This window comes from Paenibacillus sp. MER 180 (genome assembly GCF_023713665.1).
In the GTDB taxonomy this organism is placed as follows: domain Bacteria; phylum Bacillota; class Bacilli; order Paenibacillales; family Paenibacillaceae; genus Paenibacillus_B; species Paenibacillus_B suaedae.
Window position 1 is genome coordinate 430,573 of record NZ_JAMAVT010000004.1, and the last position, 20,663, is coordinate 451,235.

The 20,663-nt window shown below is 47.4% G+C and carries 18 protein-coding genes; 6 read left to right on the forward strand and 12 right to left on the reverse strand.

Going from position 1 to position 20,663, the window contains the following annotated elements; translation table 11 throughout:
• Position 1 precedes the first annotated feature (1 nt).
• The 5 genes from M3661_RS09245 to M3661_RS09265 all read right to left on the reverse strand — a co-directional run bounded on the left by M3661_RS09245 (position 2) and on the right by M3661_RS09265 (position 8,404).
• Positions 2 to 2,113 (reverse strand): YIP1 family protein, encoded by a 2,112-nt coding sequence (locus M3661_RS09245; protein ID WP_251483970.1) that lies wholly within the window; start codon positions 2,111 to 2,113, stop codon positions 2 to 4.
• 16 nt (positions 2,114 to 2,129) lie between these two features.
• Positions 2,130 to 3,020, reverse strand: a complete 891-nt coding sequence (locus M3661_RS09250) for a carbohydrate ABC transporter permease (RefSeq protein ID WP_251483973.1) — start codon at positions 3,018 to 3,020, stop codon at positions 2,130 to 2,132.
• Position 3,021: 1 nt separating this feature from the next.
• On the reverse strand, positions 3,022 to 3,921 hold the full coding sequence (locus tag M3661_RS09255) for a carbohydrate ABC transporter permease (RefSeq protein WP_227774342.1): 900 nt from the start codon (positions 3,919 to 3,921) through the stop codon (positions 3,022 to 3,024).
• Positions 3,922 to 3,987: 66 nt separating this feature from the next.
• Positions 3,988 to 6,906, reverse strand: a complete 2,919-nt coding sequence (locus M3661_RS30505; RefSeq protein WP_251483987.1) for an extracellular solute-binding protein — start codon at positions 6,904 to 6,906, stop codon at positions 3,988 to 3,990.
• Between the two features lie 88 nt (positions 6,907 to 6,994).
• Positions 6,995 to 8,404: an ABC transporter substrate-binding protein gene (locus M3661_RS09265; RefSeq protein WP_065290385.1), complete on the reverse strand. Its 1,410-nt coding sequence runs from the start codon at positions 8,402 to 8,404 to the stop codon at positions 6,995 to 6,997.
• 306 nt (positions 8,405 to 8,710) lie between these two features.
• Here M3661_RS09265 and M3661_RS09270 point away from each other — a divergent pair, with 306 nt between their 5' ends.
• Positions 8,711 to 9,148, forward strand: coding sequence for a GNAT family N-acetyltransferase (locus M3661_RS09270; protein WP_065290384.1), 438 nt, complete (start codon positions 8,711 to 8,713; stop codon positions 9,146 to 9,148).
• A 101-nt stretch (positions 9,149 to 9,249) separates the two neighbouring features.
• Here the strand turns inward: M3661_RS09270 and M3661_RS09275 are convergent, their stop codons facing one another.
• The 3 genes from M3661_RS09275 to M3661_RS09285 form a co-directional block, all read right to left on the reverse strand.
• A complete protein-coding gene (locus M3661_RS09275) occupies positions 9,250 to 9,582 on the reverse strand; it encodes a hypothetical protein (protein ID WP_251483989.1) in 333 nt (110 codons plus the stop codon).
• A 94-nt stretch (positions 9,583 to 9,676) separates the two neighbouring features.
• Positions 9,677 to 11,050: an extracellular solute-binding protein gene (locus M3661_RS09280; protein ID WP_251483991.1), complete on the reverse strand. Its 1,374-nt coding sequence runs from the start codon at positions 11,048 to 11,050 to the stop codon at positions 9,677 to 9,679.
• A gap of 281 nt (positions 11,051 to 11,331) precedes the next feature.
• Complete coding sequence (locus tag M3661_RS09285; protein WP_065290381.1) at positions 11,332 to 12,396, reverse strand: nucleoid-associated protein; 1,065 nt, start codon at positions 12,394 to 12,396, stop codon at positions 11,332 to 11,334.
• 150 nt (positions 12,397 to 12,546) lie between these two features.
• Here M3661_RS09285 and M3661_RS09290 point away from each other — a divergent pair, with 150 nt between their 5' ends.
• The 3 genes from M3661_RS09290 (at position 12,547) to M3661_RS09300 (ending at position 14,960) form a co-directional block, all read left to right on the forward strand.
• Positions 12,547 to 12,702, forward strand: a complete 156-nt coding sequence (locus tag M3661_RS09290; protein WP_005548696.1) for a DUF1540 domain-containing protein — start codon at positions 12,547 to 12,549, stop codon at positions 12,700 to 12,702.
• A gap of 289 nt (positions 12,703 to 12,991) precedes the next feature.
• Positions 12,992 to 14,152, forward strand: a complete 1,161-nt coding sequence (locus tag M3661_RS09295) for a DUF3298 and DUF4163 domain-containing protein (protein ID WP_251483993.1) — start codon at positions 12,992 to 12,994, stop codon at positions 14,150 to 14,152.
• A gap of 253 nt (positions 14,153 to 14,405) precedes the next feature.
• Entirely contained in the window at positions 14,406 to 14,960 is a 555-nt protein-coding gene (locus M3661_RS09300; protein WP_021262108.1) for an acyl-CoA thioesterase, read from the forward strand.
• Positions 14,961 to 15,101: 141 nt separating this feature from the next.
• On the opposite strand, the gene rplT is transcribed toward M3661_RS09300, so the two are convergent.
• The 4 genes from rplT to M3661_RS09320 form a co-directional block, all read right to left on the reverse strand.
• The gene (gene rplT / locus M3661_RS09305) at positions 15,102 to 15,461 is read right to left on the reverse strand and encodes a 50S ribosomal protein L20 (protein ID WP_021254461.1); all 360 of its coding nucleotides are present in this window, start codon (positions 15,459 to 15,461) and stop codon (positions 15,102 to 15,104) included.
• A gap of 44 nt (positions 15,462 to 15,505) precedes the next feature.
• Positions 15,506 to 15,706: a 50S ribosomal protein L35 gene (gene rpmI, locus M3661_RS09310; RefSeq protein ID WP_005548700.1), complete on the reverse strand. Its 201-nt coding sequence runs from the start codon at positions 15,704 to 15,706 to the stop codon at positions 15,506 to 15,508.
• Positions 15,707 to 15,768: 62 nt separating this feature from the next.
• On the reverse strand, positions 15,769 to 16,269 hold the full coding sequence (infC, locus tag M3661_RS09315; protein WP_065290379.1) for a translation initiation factor IF-3: 501 nt from the start codon (positions 16,267 to 16,269) through the stop codon (positions 15,769 to 15,771).
• A 287-nt stretch (positions 16,270 to 16,556) separates the two neighbouring features.
• Positions 16,557 to 17,795, reverse strand: a complete 1,239-nt coding sequence (locus M3661_RS09320; protein WP_021254459.1) for a glycosyltransferase family 2 protein — start codon at positions 17,793 to 17,795, stop codon at positions 16,557 to 16,559.
• A gap of 849 nt (positions 17,796 to 18,644) precedes the next feature.
• On the opposite strand from M3661_RS09320, the gene M3661_RS09325 reads away from it, so the two are divergent.
• Both M3661_RS09325 and M3661_RS09330 read left to right on the forward strand, forming a co-directional pair.
• A complete protein-coding gene (locus M3661_RS09325; RefSeq protein ID WP_021254458.1) occupies positions 18,645 to 19,178 on the forward strand; it encodes a phosphatase PAP2 family protein in 534 nt (177 codons plus the stop codon).
• 94 nt (positions 19,179 to 19,272) lie between these two features.
• On the forward strand, positions 19,273 to 20,466 hold the full coding sequence (locus M3661_RS09330) for an MGDG synthase family glycosyltransferase (RefSeq protein ID WP_065290434.1): 1,194 nt from the start codon (positions 19,273 to 19,275) through the stop codon (positions 20,464 to 20,466).
• The last annotated feature ends 197 nt before the right edge of the window (positions 20,467 to 20,663 follow it).

Genomic DNA, 20,663 nt, shown 5'->3' on the forward strand with positions numbered 1-20,663 from the left:
GTCACCCCTCTCCGATCCGGAATAAGATTTCTTGATATACGGTGGATACGAACATTATCATTTGCTGCCCCAAGCTGAATGCTAACAGACCGAGGAACAGGATGATCCCGATAACGACGAAGGTCAGGCCCATCGTGACAACTGTCTTCGATGCCGTATATTGATGCACTGTCAGCATGCCGACGAACAAGAGCAGGGCGCACCATACATAGCTGATCGATTCCAGCAAGTAGTAGAACGAGGTTTCCTCTTGCGTCATGATGTTGGATAGAATCAATAGTGGAATTTGCATGACAATTAACGGCATAAGCGCGTAACCCGTTGCAGTTACAATCTCCTTGAACTTGCCCTCTCCGTCCATTAACGTAGTCAATGACCAATTCGCAATACACCAGAGGAAGAATGGAATAACGGCAACCTGGACTTCCATCCATATACTGAACTGTGTCTCCAAGCTCTGAAAAATAATAAACCCGGTAAATTGCCGCTTAATAACTGATAAAATAATGAAGATGAGAAGCAAAAGCAGAGAAAAACCCCAATGACCTGCCTGTTCATATTTCAATTCCCAGAAGGACTTGAATGGCCTGAACATCAGCTTCCAAGCAAATCGAATCTTACCTGGTTCAGAAGCAAGTCTGCCCTTCAACATCCGATTCCCGATAATCAGGCCAACAACGAGCACAATGCACAAGGTCGCGATGAGCCCGAATTGATCCCAGATCAACTGCTTGCGATAACTCTTGAATGCACGCGAGTAATAGTCTGGGCGCATCCCCTGGCGAAATTCATGAATGGCTTTCTCAGATTCGCCAGCTCGCAGCTTCGCCTTGCCAAGGCCAACATGCGCCATATCCAAGTTATTGTTCAGCTTCAATGCTTCTTCCCACGCGGCCTCGGCTTCTGCCTCATTGCCAACCTCCGTCAATTCAACCGCCTTGCGCAAGACGCGTCCATATCGAGTTGGCTCGAACACAATAATCTGATTCGATCCTTTATCAAGAATAAGTACCTTATCCCCTGACATCTCCAAGTCAATTGGAGCCTTGAATTGGCCGAACTTATCGCCATTCTGCCCGAAGATGTACAGCAGCTTGCCTTCCTTGTCATACGTAAAAATACGGCCGCGCTTATTGTCGAGCACACTATACATGCCGAACTTATCAGCAGTAACCGCAATTAAGGTGGAGAATCCGCCCATTGTGGCACTGTTGCTGAAGTACAGATCACCCATCGGTTTTTCGTAGCCCTTGCGCTTCAATACATCTACCCCAGAAGGATTCAGGCGGCGAACGGGCTCGGTAGACATCTCATCGGCAGTGGTTACGTACATGAAGCCTTCATCATCAAGTGATATATTATTGAACTCGACTGGGATGAACAGTGCCATCTGCTTGCGCTGCTCCTTCGTCGCAAACTGCTTCCAGAACAGCTCAATCGGGTTATACAGAACAGGGTTCACGCCAATAAATCCATTGAATTCCCCTTCAGGCGACAACTCCATAATGCCGTCAAATACGCCCTTGCTCACGACATAAAATCGTTTCGTTCGGTCAACGACCAGCTTAATCGGAACATACTGCAGATCTGCCCGTATCATATCCGACTTCGGCGTTCCAAGTGCACGTACGAATTTCCCCTCCGGTGTCAGCTCCACGATTCTCGCCTTGCCGGTATCCGCCACATAGATGCGATTGTCTTCCGTCACGAAGAGGCCTTGCGGGCGTTCGAACGTATCTGTTATCCCTTGGTTCGTGAACTTGCTTACAACCCACTTGGGCTTCAGCTTGTCGTTCAATGCGATCAATCGGTTATTGCCCGTATCGAGAACATACATCGTCCCATCAGGGCCAATAGTCATATCCTCCGGCGAATTCAATGCGCCAACGCCAAGAGCTTCACCCGTCCAGCTCCGCGAAGGTTCATATGGAAGCGGCGCCTTGATCGGCTTGCCGTCATACCCATAGTTGTAGCCTTCATAGGGAGCCGCAGATGCTGTGGCATCGAACAGAGAAATTCCCAGCATGGCGCAGATGACGAAGGCAAGCACGATTCGATATCCCGCCTGCACAAGGCGGGACGGCAATGTTTGGTTGGGTTGATGTAATAACATACGCTCCCTCCTTGGCTTACTCTTTCATGCCGGACGTCGACATCGTCTGCAGCACATTGCTCTGTGTAATGATGAAGATCGTGATTGGAACAGAGATGAGAATGAGCGTTGCTGCCATTGATGGCCCTGTGCGGATAATGCCTCCCGCTAAGATTTGGCTGAATGCATAATCCAATGTCTTGAGCGTCTCACTGTACAGAAACAGTGAACCGGCCCCGCCGGCTCCCCCTACATTCCACAATCCTTGGAAGGAGAAAATAATCAAAGTCAGCCATGCCGGCTTCACGATTGGCATGACAATGCTCCAGAAGATTCTCCACTCCGAGCATCCGTCCAGCTGAGCTGCTTCCAGCAGCGCATCCGGCACCTGCTCCATGAACTGCTTCATTAAGTACAAGCCGAGCGAGGAGCCAACCGCCGGCAAAATAATGGCCCAATACGTATCAACCAAACCAAGCCATGACATCGTCATGTAGTTCGTAATTTGCGTTACGGTCGCAGAGAACATCAAGGACAAGACGACAACCGTGAACAGAATCCCCTTTCCGGGGAACTTCTTCTTCGCAAGCGGGTATGCCGCCAGTGAGGCAATAATGACATGAAGAGCAGTACCGACAAATGCGATGAACAGCGTATTGAAAATGTATCTGGAAAAGGGCACCCATGTGCCCGACATGAGAAGAAATAAATCCACGAAGTTATTGAACGTAGGGTTGCGAACAAAGAAGTTAGGTGGAAATTGTAAAATTTCATTGATTGGCTTGAACGCATTATTGATGACGAATACAAGCGGCATCGCCATAAAAACGCCAATGCAGCTCAAGAATAAGAACAGAAACACATCACCGGTACGAGAACGATTCACCTTGCGTCCGATGCGCAGTTTCCATCGAAATATACGTCCCATCCTAATCCCCCACCTTCCGCAGCAGCTTCTGCACAATCAAGTTCGAGCCAAGCATAATCCCGAACAGTACCGTGGCAATGGAGGAGGCATAGCCCATCTCATAGCGGAGCGATCCGAAATCCATTAAGTGAGTTACGATCGTATGCCCTGCATACTGCACGCTTGGGAATCCGGCGAGCGTCGTCGCCACTTCTGCCACAGCGAATGATGAGGTAATCTGGATGACTGCACCGAACAGCAGCTGGGGTCTCATAGAAGGCAGTGTAATGTACCATAGCTCCTGCCATCGATTCTTCACCCCATCGATAGCCCCCGCTTCATATAAACTCTTATCCATGCCCTGCAAGCCCGCAATGAAGGCAAGGAAGCTGGTGCCTAAGCTTAACCATAGCTGTACGATAATAATGATCGGCATAATATACTTCGTATCTTTTAGCCAGAGAATCGGCTCCAGAATGATGCGCCACTTCATGAGGAAAGCGTTGATATACCCGTAAGCATCGCCGCTGAACAACAGTGTCCAGACGATGAACGCATTGCCGGATAGCGCTGGAGCATAGAACACGAGGGTAGCGAATGTACGCACCTTCGGCGACAATTCATTGATAATCCAAGCCAGTACAAAACAGGCAATATAACTGACGGGGCCAGTAATTACTGCGAACATCAGCGTATTTTTCAGGGCAATGAGGAACACATCATCCTGGACGAACAACCGGGCATAATTTTGCCAGCCTACCCATTTTGGAAGTTCCAGCATGTTGAAATTTGTAAAGCTAATAATGAGCGACAACACTACCGGCAAGACCGTAAAAGTAAAGAAAATAAGGAAATACGGCGCGATCATTGCATATAATGTTCGATTGCGCCGCACTTCGGCCAATTTATGATTCAGGCGCATTCGCAGCTTAGAGGCAGGCTGCACCGACTTCGCAGATGCTGGAACAGGTCGATTCACTTCCATCGGCTATTGCTCCCCCTCTCGGATTGGCAAATTGAATTCTTTGCGCTTAATGGTCAATTCCTGATTAATAATGCGCACATATTCTTCTAGCGTCTCCCGTACATCCGTTCCGTTATTGAATACCTCGAAGAATGCATTCTGCAAGTGGCGATCGAAGGAGTAAGAACCCGGAACCGCAGGCTTCCCAACAATCCATTTCCACTGTTCATTCAGTGTCGCCACTTCCTTCGCAGACCATGGCAGCCGCTTCAAAGCCTCAACATTAGCTGCCGTATATCGGCCAGATTCGCCGAGTATAGACTCCATCTCTCTTCCGAAGGATGATTGCGTATCCGCATTCGTCCACCAGCTCATGAACTTCCAAGCCGCTTCTTTATTCTTGGCCTTCTTGAACATGACAGAGCCCGTTGCTGACGACAGACTTTCCCGATGTACAACACCGTCTGTTCCCTTAACACCCGGAATTGGAGCGAACCCCCATTCCCCGCGAATCTCGGGAGCAAATACAGCTAAGGTATTGAATGTCGTGTAGTCTGCAATGCCAAGCGGTATCTCCCCCGTTCGGAAGCGATTCACAAACTCGAATTCACGCGGCAGTTTGTAATGAGTATACAGCTCTGTCCAGTGACGGAATGCCTCCATTCCTTCCGGCTTGCCAATCGCAGCTGCAATGCCATCACCTTCGTAATAGCTGCCGCCCAATTGATAGAGGAGTGTATCGAAGGTCGGATTCGGCATTAGTCCGATTTGCATATTTCGCTTCTGCAGCTCCGGCACGAGCGACATCATTTCTTCCCAGGTATCCGGCACCTTCATGCCCAGCTCGCTAAGTACATCCTTGCGATAGAACAGCATCGGGAACAACTGCGTTTCAGGAATGGCAAATACACCGTCCTTGGACTTGAAGCTCGCAAATGCACTGTCACGGAATCGTCCATATACCTCTTGGAAATTCGGATATTGGCTCAAATCCTCTAGCGCATTTCGCATCGCAAAGTCAATCACGTTGGCAGTTGCAATCGCCACGTCCGGCCCTTTGCCTGCAAGTGTTGCAGGAAGCAGCACATTCTCCCCGACAAGCTGCAGGTCAACTTGAATGCCGGTCTCCGGCGTGAAATAACTGTCAATTAAGGTTCGGATCAACTGTGCCTGATCGCGTCCGCCAGCTACCCATACCGTAATGTCCGTCTTCTTCCCGCCGCCTCCCAGATTGTAATCATCTGTGAAGGAATACCAGAACGACGTTAATTCATGCTTCACGGATGCCCACAATCCTACTCCCGCTTCAGGCAATGCCGTCTTCGGCGAGCTTACAAACAGATAATCAAGCGTTAGCGGCTGCGTGTTCACACTAAGCATCCACGTTCCTAGCGACATGATGCCATCTTTGAAGCTGGTCAGCCGGGATGTAATCGTTTCTGGATGCTCGCCGAGATCCTGCAAGCGATAGCTTGTCGTTCGAAGTACTGTTGCATTTACACTAGCTCCCCCTGCTAGACGATCCATCTCATCCGCAACAAGCGACAATTGCTTGCTCTGCGCAAGGAACGTATCCGCCATCGTCGGGATCAAATCCTCAAGCGGGTAATCGCGGAATTGATCTGGAGCAGTGCCCGTAATCATTATAATTTTGCGATACAATCCGTTCAGCTCTTGAATGCTGTCCTTCACGATGCGAACCATATCTGCGAGATCGCCCATCGTTACTTCCAGCCGCAGCTCATGCTGTCCTTTCGTCAGATAGAACAAATAGGGCTTCCCTGTGCGCTCATCGCCTGCTGCCTTCACATCCCATGAAGTGCTCGGTGGAAACGTAATCTTTGCCGCTTCGGCAAATGGAAGCTCGCCATCAACCATCAGCTTGCGTGTCACCTTAAGGCCACGAGCTAAATCCTGCTTGTATTTGAATCCAATCTCATATAATCCATCCGCAGGCACCTCTACATTCCATGCGATCCATTGCCCGGGTGCCTTCCAATGGTCGCCTCCAATGGCATTCATGCGAATGCGGGATGCATCATAGGGCTCTACATCCGGGCCAGAGCGATCATTAATCGGATATAGCGATGGGCTTGACTTATGGTAGGCCGACTCTCCTTGTACTTTAATCAGTGCATCGTCTGCCTGTTGATAGCCTTTCTCTGCATACTCCTTCTCTATGTCTGCATATGACTTGGCTACACGCGGTTCCAATGTCACGCGCTCTACCATCATCGGTTCTCTTATTCCGATAAATTGAAGTGTATGCTTCCCCTTCGCCAAATAAATGGCAAGTGTATCGGCATAATATCCCTCTGCGTCATTCAAGCTTCGTTCCGTCCAACCAGGCTGTTCGACTTGGCGCGGTCTTATATCGTTATCGTTGCTGTCACGTTCGATGTCCTCTCTCTCATTGCCCCAAATTCGCGGATACAGCATCCGTTCCGCTTCTGCAAATGGAATATTTCCGTCCACCCGCAGTTCTCTCTCGATTGGAGATCCTGTTCCACTCACAGGAAAATAACGAAGCTTCACATCGTACCATCCATCTTCCTCCACATGAAACGTCCAGCCGAACGTCCCCATCTCCCCACTGCGAATCACTTGTCCTGTTGAGCCCTCGTACGACGACTCTATAGGACTTCCCTCGCTTAGCGAATGATCCAATTCGCTCGCTAAGAGTTCAATCGGCTGCGATGCGATTGCAGATGGATTCCCCACTTTCTTCTGGTACGACTCATAACGAAGCAGCCCTTTCGGATTGGAGTCCGAAGAAACACTTAGCGGCTTTAATGCACCGCTTGCTAACGCTGGTTCAATTGTTGAGCTCCGCGAGTCATTCGAGAACAGGGCTGCTCCTGTCCAAATGACCCCTGCGGCAACTGCGACTCCCAGCATCATGCTGATTCGCCGCTTCCATGTTGAGTCCATGTGTTTGCCCACGACGGTCTCTCCTTTCTCTCTCCAATCTTCTAACGGTACCAACATAAAACCCCCGCTGTGAGGCAGCGGGGGATGAATAACCGCACAACTATTTTTTGTTCATTATGGTATCAATCTGCTCTTGGGACGATTTCTTTATCTTCTCAATAGCGGATTCCGGTGTATCCTTTCCTTTGACAAAAGCTAGAACCGCTTCGGTGTATTTCTTGCCGAGGTCGCCGATATTGTCGTAATAGAGTGGTTGAACCTTCTCTGCCAGCGCCTGAGCAATCTCCACATCCTCTGGGCTTTGCAGCGAACTCTCGAAGCCCTCCATCCGGAATTCTTCTAAATGATCCCATGGCACCATGTCTTCAAAGATTTGCGCTTTCTCTTTGGCCTTCTTCACGTTAGCCGGCATGAACCACATCGTGAAGTTTGTAATCGGGTTCGCATAATCGGTTGCCTTCGGCCCTTTCGGATAATATACAAATCCATATTCATCCGTCATATCTTGGCGTGTAGAGCCTTCCCAGATCTCTCCCGGCACGAATAGTGCTTTCCCGCTGTTGAACACCTTCTGCGATTCGTTGTAATCTTCGAAGTTGCCATTGCGGTTCGGCATTGCCACCTTGTGTGTCGTGTATAAATCGCCTAGGAATCGGAGCGCTTCCATTGCATTCGGCTCACCGAGTGTAAATTGCAGCTTGCCGTCCTTGTAATCAATAATGCTTCCTGCATTCGAGTACACCGCTTGACGGGCTTGCACCGGCGCGTAGGATACAATTCCCCATTGATCGGTTGCACCGTCTCCATTCGTATCCTTCGTTGCTTTCTTGGCCATTTCCAAATATTTATCCCATGTCCACTCGCCCTTCTTCGCAAGCTCTTGCGGATCTTCCAGACCTTCGCGCTTCAGCATGGAGCGATTGAAGAATATGCCTGCTCCTGCTCCCGAATCTTCCAAGATCCCGTAGGATTTGCCTGCAAACGAGGAGAACTCCTTAATTCGCTTCGGCCATTTCGGATCGTTATAGTCGAATAAATCGTCTACCGGCAGCAAATAGCCTTTGTTCGGCAAGTTAGGAAAAGCCAAATATAAATCGAGGATAACAAAGTCCGCCGGCGCTTCTCCCGATAGTGCGCCTTGTGCAATCTTCTCTGCTCCTTCGCCCCACGGCACGGTAATCCATTCAATTTTCGTATTGTATTTCTTCTCTATTTCTTTCATCCGCTTATAGCGAATATCTTCAGCATTTGATTTGCCTTCCTCTAGCCCTTTGCCCCATGTCAGGAATCGTACTGGCTCTCCACCCATATCAAACGCGGGCAGCTCCTTTTTCTCTGACTTGGGTTCTTCCTTTGGTTCCTCTTTTTTTGGTTCTTCCTTCGGAGCCTCTGTTTTGGGCTGTTCCTGCGGCGACTGAGCTGTATTCCCCCCAGAGCCCGAGCAAGCGGTGACGAGTAGCATCGTTAGTGCAACAAGCATAATTGCGAACGCTTTCATTTTAGGTTTCATTGGTTTCCCCCCTGCTTATTATGACCCCTATTCATCTGCTAGATAGCGATAGACAATAACCGCTAGCCTTGATTCATCCCTAACAGCTTCTCTCTATTTAGAATGATCATCCATAATGTCTATAAATTTTGGATGTATCCCCCTTAAGGTTATTCACATTATATGCTTTTATCTCTGGAAGCATTTTGAATATTGTTCACAGTAGTCGGCTTTTTTTCCGAAATCTCATGAAAAAATAATCGATGATCACCGCTCGATCATTACAGTCATAAACTAAGAAAAACAAACGGAACAGAGGGAATGACTATGATCCGACTTCGACGCCCTGCACTGGACGATGAAGCAATTATACAGCTTGTGAAGCGGGAGCTGCTCCCACACTCCCATCTGATTGCGAGCCATGAGCAATTATTGAAGGAAATTCCTGAACGGTTGAAGGTAGGGCCAACGTATGTCGCCGTTGATCGTCACAATCGAACGATAGGATTTGTTCATGTATATGTAAGAGAAGGTACGCTCATTATCGATATGCTGGCCGTTGCTCAAGATTCGCAGCATCGAGGCATCGGAAGGCAACTAATGAGAAAGGCTGAGCAATACGGGAAATACAAGCGATGCTCCCAAGCACGCATGATGGTCGATTACGGTAATGTGCGGGCAGAACGATTCTATGAACGCAGAGGGTATCGGTTCATTCGCTTTGTTCCCGCCGTGGTGTGCCATGAGATGGGAAAGAAATTGTAAGAGCGAGTAGCCCGGGCATTTGCCCGGGCTCACTGTCGGCTCTTCTCTGCTTAGCAGGTAACTACGCTCTCCTATTTGCAGATCTTCCTTATGTCCGCATGTTATCTATAATATCCATATCCTCCATAAAATCCGCCATAAGACCCTGGTCCTCCGTACCCGGAATATCCGTAGCCGCCACCATACGGATATCCGCCACCATAGCCTCCATAGCCGCCATATGCAAAAGGCGCCGTGCCGATTGCCAGCAAGTCAAATAAGACAAGTGGGATAATCGCTTTCGTCTTTACTTTTTTTCCTTTGCCTTGTTCCAGCACAAGCCGATTGCCCTTCACCTCAAGCAGCTTGCCGCTTACGACGCTACCGTCTTTATGCTTCACATAGATTTTCTGGCCGATTAAGCTTCTAGCCTGTTCTTTCGTCACACCACGCATAATACTCCCTCCTTCACCGGTGTACCCTACATGGTATGTCCGTTGCGAACATACTGATTGGATATTGGCCTTGAATCTATGAATCTGTGTCACTTTACTTTGTATTTACCACGGAATCAATAATATTTTGCGCAGGCTTTTTCATTTTCTCCACTGCCGATTCAGGCGTATCCTTCCCTTTCGTAAATGACACGATGGCTTCATTGTACATTTTCCCTACATCACCAATGCCATCATGATAGAGTGTAATATTTTTCGTAGGGATATCCATAGCAACATCCACATCCTCAGGTGTCTGGAATACCGACTCATTGCTTTCTCTTTGGTTGTCCTTCAATTTATCCCACAAAATCCAATCTTCATAAATTTGCGCTTTCTCCTTCGCCTTCTTCACATTCGCCGGCATGAACCACATCGCCATGCCCGGGTTGGGACTTGTGTAATCAGTTCCTTTTGGACCTTTCGGAAAATATACGTAGCCAAATTCATCGGCCATTTCCTTGCGGCCCCATGCCTCCCAAATTTCTCCGGTCACGAATAGCGCCTTGCCTGTATTGAACATCGCCTGGGTATCCTCATAGTCTGCCATGCTGCCGTTTTTGTTGGGCATAATAACCTTGTCTGTTGCAAATAAATCATAAACGAAACGCAGCGCTTCCATCGCATTTGGCTCACCCATTGTAAAAGTAAGCTTATCGTCCTTCGTCTCCACGATGCTGCCGTTATTCGAATAGATGGCCTGACGGGCGAAAATTGGCGCATATGATACGATTCCCCACTGATCGATTTTTCCGTCACCATTTAAATCCTGTGTCGCCTTTTTGGCCATTTCCTTAAAATGATCCCAGTTCCATTCATCCTTCTTCACGAGTTCATGCGGATCGGTCAGACCAAGCTTTTTCAGCATCGTTCGGTTATAATACATCCCTGCACCGGAATCAATGTTCTCGACAACTCCATATACTTTATCCTTATAAGCGCCAGAGCTGCGCAGCGAGGACGGCCACTTCGGATCGTCGAAGTTGAATACATCATCGACTGTACGCAAGTACCCTTTTTCCGCTAAGCTTGGGAAGGCCAAGTACATGTTCATCAGCACGAAATCTGCCGGAGCCTCACCAGACAATGCGCCAGCAGCAATTTTGCTCTGACCCTCGCCCCAAGGGACAACGATCCACTCAATCTTCGTGTTGTATTTCTGCTCAATCTCCTTCATTCGCCTCAGTCGATCATCGCCCGCATTGGATTCGCCTTCCTTCGGCAAGCCACCCCAAGCCATAAATTTGACGGGTTCACCGCCCATATCAAATGCGGGGAGCTCTTTCTTCTCCTCATTCCCTTGGCTCTGCGCTTCCTGCTTCTCCGGCTGCTTCGCTCCTTCTGTTGTTCCTCCCGCTCCGCCGCACGCAGATAAGAGCAGCATCGATAGCGTGATCAGCATTATTGACAGCGTTTTCAATTTTCTCATAATCTCAAGCCCTCCTTCTCATTCTGATTCTCTCCCTGTCTGCTCCACTTCACGAAAAAAATCATCGATGACATGATTTGATACTACATTCGTACCTATTGTTTTGAATTGCGATCTCTGCTGCTTCCTAGGGTTACATTATATTCAATCTGTGAAATTAACATTTTAAATATATTGCAATAAATTCGGCTTTTTGTTCTAAAACTACAAATATCCATGCAATCAAACAAAAATCCATACCAATTCTGGTATGGATGTAGTGGGAATGAATCATACTCACTCTATTCTTCTTCGTTAAAGAATACTTTGTAATAGTGCATGCCACGCTCTTCATCATAACCCTTTTCAATGAAAGGAAAGCTCTCTGGCTTGAGCTTCATATCGATCCCCGTGTCTGTACGGATATTGTTCTTATGAGAGCGCTTGGCCTTCTTTAATGCAGGCTGCGAAATGGGAATTTCCGTAATCGGAGGCAGCTCATTGGCCTCCTCAAATGTTTCCTTATATGCCTTGAACAACGGTACAAGCTCAGGTTGCCCGATAACCTCTTCCGCGAATGCTTCCTCTTCGAATTGCTCATGCTTCGCAAAGTACTCCATCGTACTATTAATGAACATCAGCTTGTCCTTCTTCTCAGGGCGCTCTTCCGCAGCCGGAACGATGACATCTTCATAGAATTGCGTGCACATATCGATTGCCTTGTCCGTTAAATAATGCTCATCCTCAAGCAGCTTCACATTGAGGAAGTCCTCCATCCAATACTGTGCTGCCTCTCCGCCTTTGCCCGCTGACGTGTCAACGATGCCCAATACGTAACCAGAGTCCGCATACACGTTCAAAATAATGCAGCCCTTGTCGAGTTTGCGAATATTAATGCCCTGCTCCACCTGGAGTCCCAAGTCATCGGATGCTAGCTCATCAATTCGCATATATACATCCTTATTTTCGGACTTAAAGATCCCGATCGCATCAATACTGAAATTGTTGTACAAAATATTGTTCAGGTGCACAACGTACAGCTCGCCAGCCTTAATTTGCGGATGCGAGGATTGCTCATACAAATGATTCAGCATGTGAACCGACTGTTCATGGAACGAGCCCGCCTGCTGGAATGTGCGGCTCGCATAGGTATACATTTCATTCAAGGGTAACTCAGCTTCATGCTGGAACGTATAATGCATGTCAAACTTAAAGCTGGAGATAAAATATTTAAGCAGCGTCTCGCGTACGTCGTCATTCGGTATATGGTACAGTTCGTTCGATACACGAACTCCTTCATCTTTGGATTGGTTGCCCACCTTATGAATCACCATCTGGTGAATGTCCACCTTGGATAGATCGATCATGTAATTCCCACTCCTCTTCTCGAAGTCACATTCCTCTATTGTAACGAAAAAGGATAGGATTCGGAAACTACAAAATGATAGAAACTTCTCCTAGATGTATAAAAAGAGGTGCCCGCTGGCGAAGTTAGTAAGGAGAGGAGGTGAATAACGATGGCTAAGGACGTACTATGTGAAGTAAACTCCTGCAAGTACTGGGCAGCAGGCAACAAATGCGCTGCAACTTCTATTTATGTGGTGAACAATCGTGGCAAGCAAGCTGGCGATTCCGGTGACACGGACTGCAAAACATTCGAACCAAAGCTGTAAGGAGAATGGGGCGGCCGACACGCCGCCCTTGCCTACGCACGAATCACTCACAGTGATAATTATTCTCAACTATGGATGCGTTTATACACATCTATACACAATCCCCCTATTCCCTACGTTGTTCATCAATCATGAATACATCGTCATACATAAGGCGCTTTCAATGAATAGTTTGTTTCTTTTTCCCGTGTAATTGTTATTCTGCTGTAAAGTCTTCGATCTCACAAAGGTCTATACTAATAGAGCAGTCATCACAGAAGATCGTACACACGAAGGGATTGAAACATCGATGAAAACGAAAAAAACAGTTGTTACACTTGCACTCTCCTGCACAATGATCGCGAACATGGGTGCAGCAGCTTACGCGGCACCCGCTGCAGGCAAAGCAGTTACTCCTACTCAAACAACAGCGACTCCATTGAATAATAAATATACAGCAAACAAAGTTGGTCTTGATCTTACCTTGAAACAATTGCAGCAAACCAAAGGCAAAGGGAAAATCGAATATTCAGGCAAAAAAGCTACGATGATCGAGTACAAAGAAAAATGGTTCAACTTGAAACAGCCGGTTACTGCTCAGTACATGCTGGACGATAACCAAAAAGTGTTCCAAGTTACGCTCGTATTCGACAATGAGATGGCAAAACAATTGACTCCGCAAATTTCCAAAGAGCTGGGCACAGCATCTGAGCCAGTTTTGGATAAATCGGCACCTTCCGATTATGCGGCAAATTGGAAAACGAACGGTGTACTCTTTGATCTGCAAGGCTTCGGCAAGTTGTCCGAAATGTACATATCCGCAATTCCAACACCAAAGGCAGCGAAGCAACCGATTAAAGCCACAAATAAATTTGTGCATGTCAATATGAGTGTACCTGTTCTATCGGGCTTGAAAGACAGCAAATACGAGGAGCAGCTAAATGATATTTTGATGCGTCATGCGATGAAGGAAAAAGCTGAAGTCTATGAGGCTTCCAAAAAAGCCGCTGAAGTGGCGAAAAAACAAAAGGTTTCCTTCGAACCGGCTGTGTTGAATTCTGATTTCCGCTTCGTAAAGAGCGGCAATGTCATATCCCTGATTGCCGACACGTACAAAATCACGAGCGCAGAGGCTAACGGCACCAGCCGTACGGACACATATACCTTCCTGAATGAAGAGAATGCGCACGCCCTGCAGCTTGGCGATCTGTTCAACAAGGATACCGATTATAAAGCCCTGCTTGGCAATGTCGTTCGCAATCAAATTGCTCTGAAGAAGAACAACGCTGATTTTAATTTCGAACAAATTAAAGAAACTCAAAACTTCTATGTATCGAACGGGTACCTTGTGCTGACGTTTGACCGTTATGAAATTGCTCCTGGAGCAGATGGATCGCAAAGCTTCAAAATCCAGCTTGCTGCGATTCAATCGAAGCTGTCTGACTCTTTCAAGCAGGCACTGAAGGCTTAATAAGAACTTAAGAAGGCATTAACGGCTCATTAGGCAATTGAGCACACGAGCAAGCAGCAATAAGCATACTCTAACCGCAAATTTTGTTGGACTGGCATTCCTTGTGTCAGTCCTTTTCTTTGTATACGGCATACGAACCTGATTGCTTACAGGCTATTACCTATTCTCCTGCTGCCTGAATGTCATTTTTTTCTTCCGCATGAATGAGACTGAACCCTTTATAATATACCTATGACTTCTTAGAAAGGGCGTAATGAAGGCTATGTCAGAACAACAATCAACAACTTCTTCACTTCCTGCACCCAAACACTGCAAGGAATCCCGTGTCTTCAAGACCGGTCGTGTATTCCCTAACGATGTCAATAACCATCAGACGCTGTTCGGCGGTAAGCTGATGAGTCTGATTGACGAGACAGCATCCATCTCCGCGATGCGTCACTGCCGTCACAATGTCGTGACTGCATCCACGGATTCCGTAGATTTCCTACGGCCGATTCGTCCCACAGATTCCGTCTGCTTAGAGTCCTTCGTCACTTGGACAGGCAAGACTAGCATTGAAGTATTCGTCAAGGTCATTGCAGAGCAGCTCTATACCGGCGAGCGTGTTGTTGCCGCTACCTCCTTCCTGACCTTCGTAGCACGTCATGAGGACGGCTCAGCAGCGTTTGTGCCCCCTGTTATCCCTGATACAGAGGAAGAGAAGCTGCTTCATGAATCGGCCACAGAACGAGCAGAGCTGCGCAAGGTAAGACGTGTAGCGAGCAAACAGTTAGCGGATAAGCTAACGACGAGCAAGTACTGGGAGTAAACAACACAACACTTTACTCCTTTCAATAACGAGAAAAGAAAGCATACGATCTGCAAATGATGCTTTTCTTATCCCTATATGAAAAAAAGCAGCGTTTCGAATTAGTTTCGAAATCGCTGCTTTTCTTATATCAACGCACTCTTACGCGTTAACTTTTTCTTTTGCAACTGTAGCCAAGGAGTTGAACGCGTTGATATCGTTCACTGCCAAGTCAGCCAACATTTTGCGGTTCACTTCAACACCAGCCAATTTCAGGCCGTGCATGAATTTGCTGTAGGACAAGCCGTTCATGCGAGCCGCTGCGTTGATACGAGCGATCCACAATTTGCGGAAGTCACGCTTCTTAACGCGACGATCGCGGTAAGCGTACAGCAAGGATTTCATCACTTGCTCGTTAGCTGTTTTGAACAATCTGTGTTTGGAACCGAAGTACCCTTTTGCCAATTTTAATACTTTTTTATGACGACGACGTGTCGTAAATCCGCCTTTTACTCGAGCCATTTCGTATTAACCTCCCAATCGATTCGATGTTTCCGTATAATTGCTTATTTCAAGTTAGCCAATTGTTGCTTCATACGACGAACGTCGCCTGCTGCCATTACTGGGCTAGTAGCAAGAACGCGCTTCGTGCGGTTCGATTTGTGGGAAAGCAAGTGATTGCGGTACGCTTTGTAGCGGCGCACTTTACCTGTTCCCGTAATTTTGAAGCGGCCTTTCAAGCTGCTGTGCGTTTTCATTTTAGGCATTATCGTTTCCTCCTCAAGTTCGGTATTCTTATCCGCCGCCTTCTTCTGCGCGGCGGGCCGAATTAGCTGTTCGTCTTTGGCGCCAAAATCATAATCATGCTGCGGCCTTCCAGCTTCGGTGTACGTTCAACGATGCAAAGCTCAGTTGCTTCTTTCAGAACGCGCTCCAACACTTTCTTCCCGATATCAGCATGCGTGATTTCACGTCCGCGGAAACGAACAGAGCATTTTACTTTATCTCCGTCACGCAAAAACTTCAAGACATTGCGGAGCTTCGTATTGAAGTCGTGCTCCTCGATATTGGCGCGGAACCATACTTCTTTTACATCGACGATCTTCTGGTTCTTGCGCGCTTCCTTCTCTTTCTTCTGTTGCTCATAACGGAACTTTCCGTAGTCCATAATACGACATACAGGCGGTTTTGCCTGCGGAGCCACGTTTACCAAGTCCAAGTTAGCGTCGTAAGCCATTTGCAGTGCTTCGCGGAACGGCGTAATGCCAATCTGCTCCCCAGCTGCACCAACTAAGCGAACCTCTCTTGCACGAATGTCCTCGTTAATCAAATGATCCTTGCTAATGGTGTGCCACCTCCATAATCGAATTTCCTGCATCTAACTGGTTATCGCATAAAAAAGGGATGCAAGCTCATCGAGCCCACATCCCTCACATAGACATTCTAATCTAGTGAGCACTGCCTAGGCAGTGCGAGTCATAACCAGCCAACAACATGTCGGTCAGGTGAGAAGCGTGGGCTTCTTCTTTTCCAATTGCAATATGTGTTTCAAATACTTGAATAATATATCACAGTGAACTGAACCAAGTCAAGCCACTGTTATTATTTTTTTACGCCTTACACTTGCTTGCCTTGCATCTCTTCCAAGCGCACAACTCGTGTATGCTCAGTGTGGCTCCATACCTTGTTGTTCTGAGTGAAGAATGCGTAGAACGTAATCGGCCACCAGGACAGCAAGAATACTGGGAATGTAATCAGAGATGCATAGATGCGCCAAGACTTGACACCTTCCAAAATCAACGCCAGTACGAATACAGCACAGGACAGCACAAGTGACACAACCGGAACCCACTCAGGCAGGTACTGGAAGAACGTTGCCACGTTCGGCCCATTGAAGAATGCTGCATCTACCCACATGAACGCCGTCATGAGGAAAGTAACCAAGACTGTATACACCGTAATTGTGTATAGCGCCATATCGAATTTCGCCAAGTTACGCTCCTTGATGCTCTGCCACAGCAGCGGGAAGAAATAACGACGCGCTACGGTAAAGTGACCTTGCATCCAGCGCAGACGCTGACGAGCCGATGCCTTGAACGTAAGCGGCTTTTCATCAAACACGCGTGCATTGTAGTTCAGCACTGGGTTGATGCCGTTTTTAACACAGCGGGCAGTGAACTCCAAGTCCTCAACCAAGCTCGTTGCACCCCAGCCCATTTCCTTCAGCAGCTTGCTCTCGAAGCACATTCCTGTACCGCCGAGGAAGTTAGCCATGTTCAAGTTCTTACGGGACAACTGCCATAGACGGTTGCAGTACCAGTATGTTACGCCATAAGCGGCTGTAATCCAAGAATCCTCTGGATTCTTCGTATCGATGTATCCTTGAATAACGCGTGCCCCCGAGCACAGATCGTTGTTCATTTCAGTCAGAAAGTCTTTGCTTACCAAGTTGTCAGCGTCGAGCATGACAACTGCATCGTATTGACGCGGCATTTCCCACAGATTCTTCAACATCCATTCGATGGCATGACCCTTGCCTCGTTGATGCGGATTATGACGTTCGCAAGCGTACACGCCATGCTCTCTTACGATATCAGCTGTACCGTCCGTGCAGTTGTCGCAGATGACGAACACGTCGTACATTTCTCTTGGATAATCCAGCGCCTTCAGATTTTCAACCAATGCTCCAATAACGGCTTCTTCATTGTGCGCTGCTACGAGCACAGCGAAGGATTTTTGCGGTTCGTATACTTTTTTCTCTTTTTTGCGGTAAATACCGAACAGCGACAAGGTAAACTGGTACACCCCAATCGCGGCCAGCAGAACCTGCAAGACGATAAATAACGTATCCACCATGCTTGGTGTCCCCCTTTTAAATAACCCCTACTTCAATTTCATTGTTGCGTCAACGAACATGGCGCTCTCTTTTTATGTATGAACGCATGCTCATCAACTCTATATATGGTTTACCCCGCTGAAAACGGTCGATCACGATTTTCTAATGTTTGCTTTCATTTGTCAAAACCTTTTATTGGCTTTCAACGCTTGAATATGAACATTATCGCCGCAGTTACTGTGCGAAGTCGCATCGAATCATGCTTTCCCGCAAGGTTATGTTATATTTTCATCCAAATGCTAAGAAATTATGGCTTTTGACCCCCTTTTCGTCAAAATTTGCTGTTCTTTCAAGTTGATCCAGGATCCGAAAGACAATAAGAATGGAACAATTTACTTTTTTGTACCTGGGGATATACCCTCTCTTTATTATGGACGTAATACAACGGAAGAAAGTTTCAGGTAATGTTTATTACCCGTTTGGAATATATGGAAAACATGTCTCTGGCATTATCTTCATACAGCATTGCCAAAGATTCTGATGAATAGAACCCTTACCATTCATAACCTCTGTATTAGCGGATTCACCGCATAATCCTACCGTACATGCTACACCTTTCATTACAGGGCACTACAGCAAGATAATCGAAGAAATAGGCATTCTACGTGCGTAATTCGCGATTTTGCAGGCAGTATCACTTCAAGGTAAAATAGGAATAACTTGTTGAAATGCTCGGCATTTGAAAATATGATTAAAGATGCTCTTTGAACTTGTAGCGACTTCAGATAAAATTCACAAACCCATCATCTTCTGTTAATGTTACGCTGTTACGATCATATTATTAAATACCGGATAACGGAGGAACCGACATGACCCGTGTTATCGCGTGGCTGGGTAATCGTGAGCGCCAATTATTCTTTTGGATTAATCACCGGCTGCATCACCGGAGCATGAATATTATATTGTATACATTGACCCATCTTGGCGGGGCAACCTTTACGATTGCCTTTACCTTGCTGCTTGCCTGGCTGGCGCCTAATCCATGGAATATCGTTGGCTGGCAATGTGTTGCTGCGCTTGCCGTTAGCCACCTGCCTGTCGCCTTAATTAAGAAGTGGTATCCGCGTGTGCGTCCACACTTAGCATTGCCTAATATACGCACATTCCGCAAGCCGCTTGTTGACCATTCATTTCCTTCTGGACATACGACAGCCATATTCTCAGTCGTTGTCCCGCTCATAATAGCTAACCCGACTCTGTCATGGGGACTTCTGCCGATTGCATGTATCGTCGCACTGTCCCGTATGTACTTAGGACTTCACTATCCATCCGACTGTCTTGCTGGCGCATTCATCGGTACAGGCGCTGCCGTAAGTACTGTCGCTTTATGGCCTATTGTGTAATTATGGACATCAGGTATAGTAGGGTATAGAAATTATGAGAACCATTATATACCTAGAAGATCGAATAAAAGGGTGAAATACCGTGCATCAAGCAATGACATTTACACTTCCCTCCGGTACCATCACACTTGGTGCCGAGCACGAAGGAAAGAAGCGTATACTGCTGCTGTCAGAGCGTTTCGGAGCTGGTCACACCCAAGCTGCCCATGCACTTGCTGTCAGCCTTCGCAAGCTGTCTCCGCATGTACAAACTCGTGTGATGGAGCTTGGGAGCTTCCTTAACCCCAAGACAGCTCCGCTCATTATAGAAGCATATCGCAAAACTGTGCTTGTACAGCCGAAGCTGGTAGGCTTTATGTATAAGACACAGTACAATAGATCGCTAAATCGACTGACTACAATGGCGCTTCACCGGGTATTCTATACTCATGCAATGTCCGTTATGCGCCAGCTTAAGCCTGATATGATTGTATGCACTCATCCGATCCCAAGCGCTGTCATTTCCCGATTGCGCAGACTTGGACTTAACGTTCCGCTCTGTACGGTCATTACTGATTATGATGCGCATGCAGCCTGGGTGAGTCCTGCTGTGAATCGCTATTTTGTATCAACGCCTGAGGTGAAGGAGAAGCTTGAACTTCATGGCGTAAGCAGCGACTCCATACAAGTGACAGGAATTCCTGTTCATCCGAATTTCTGGGAGCCGCATGATGGGATGGGCAAATCATCCATCCGCGCCCGTTTCGGGCTGAAAGACATGCCGACTGTGCTCGTCATGGGCGGCGGCTGGGGAATGATGGATTCGACACAGTCCACAGAGCTGCTCACCCGCTGGCGCAAAGATGTACAGTTTATTTTTTGTATCGGGAATAATGAGAAGCTTCGCCGTCGTATGCTGGAGAATCCTCGCTTTCAGTATGAGAATATTCATCTGATGGGTTACACCAAGGAAGTTGACCAATTGATGGATGTGTCCGACCTGCTCGTCACTAAGCCAGGCGGGATGACTTGTACCGAGGCGCTGGCCAAGGGGATTCCGATGCTCTTCTATCAGCCGCTTCCCGGCCAAGAGGAAGAGAATGCCCACTACTTCACGGAGAAGGGATATGGCGAGTCGATCGAGTCTGCACATACGATTACGAAATGGATGAATCTTCTTGTACATCATTATGATGAGGTCTCCGCACGCCGCTTAGAACATGAGCAGAAGGCATCTCGTTATCATCCTAAGGTATGTGCGGAAGCAATCTTACAAATGATGAATGTGCCATTTACTTCAATCGATTAACAGTAAAGCCGCTATCAAGCATGCGAATGATGAAGCACTGTCATCCATCATTCATGCAGAATAGCGGCTCTTCGTATTATTAGGTCAGCCAGAATTTCTGGTTGGCCTATTTTTGTAGGTGTATTAAGATGGCGGTAGCCGGGAGAACGTGCGGCTTTTAGGGGGAAAACCCCGGAATAAAAACTGTTCTCCCACCA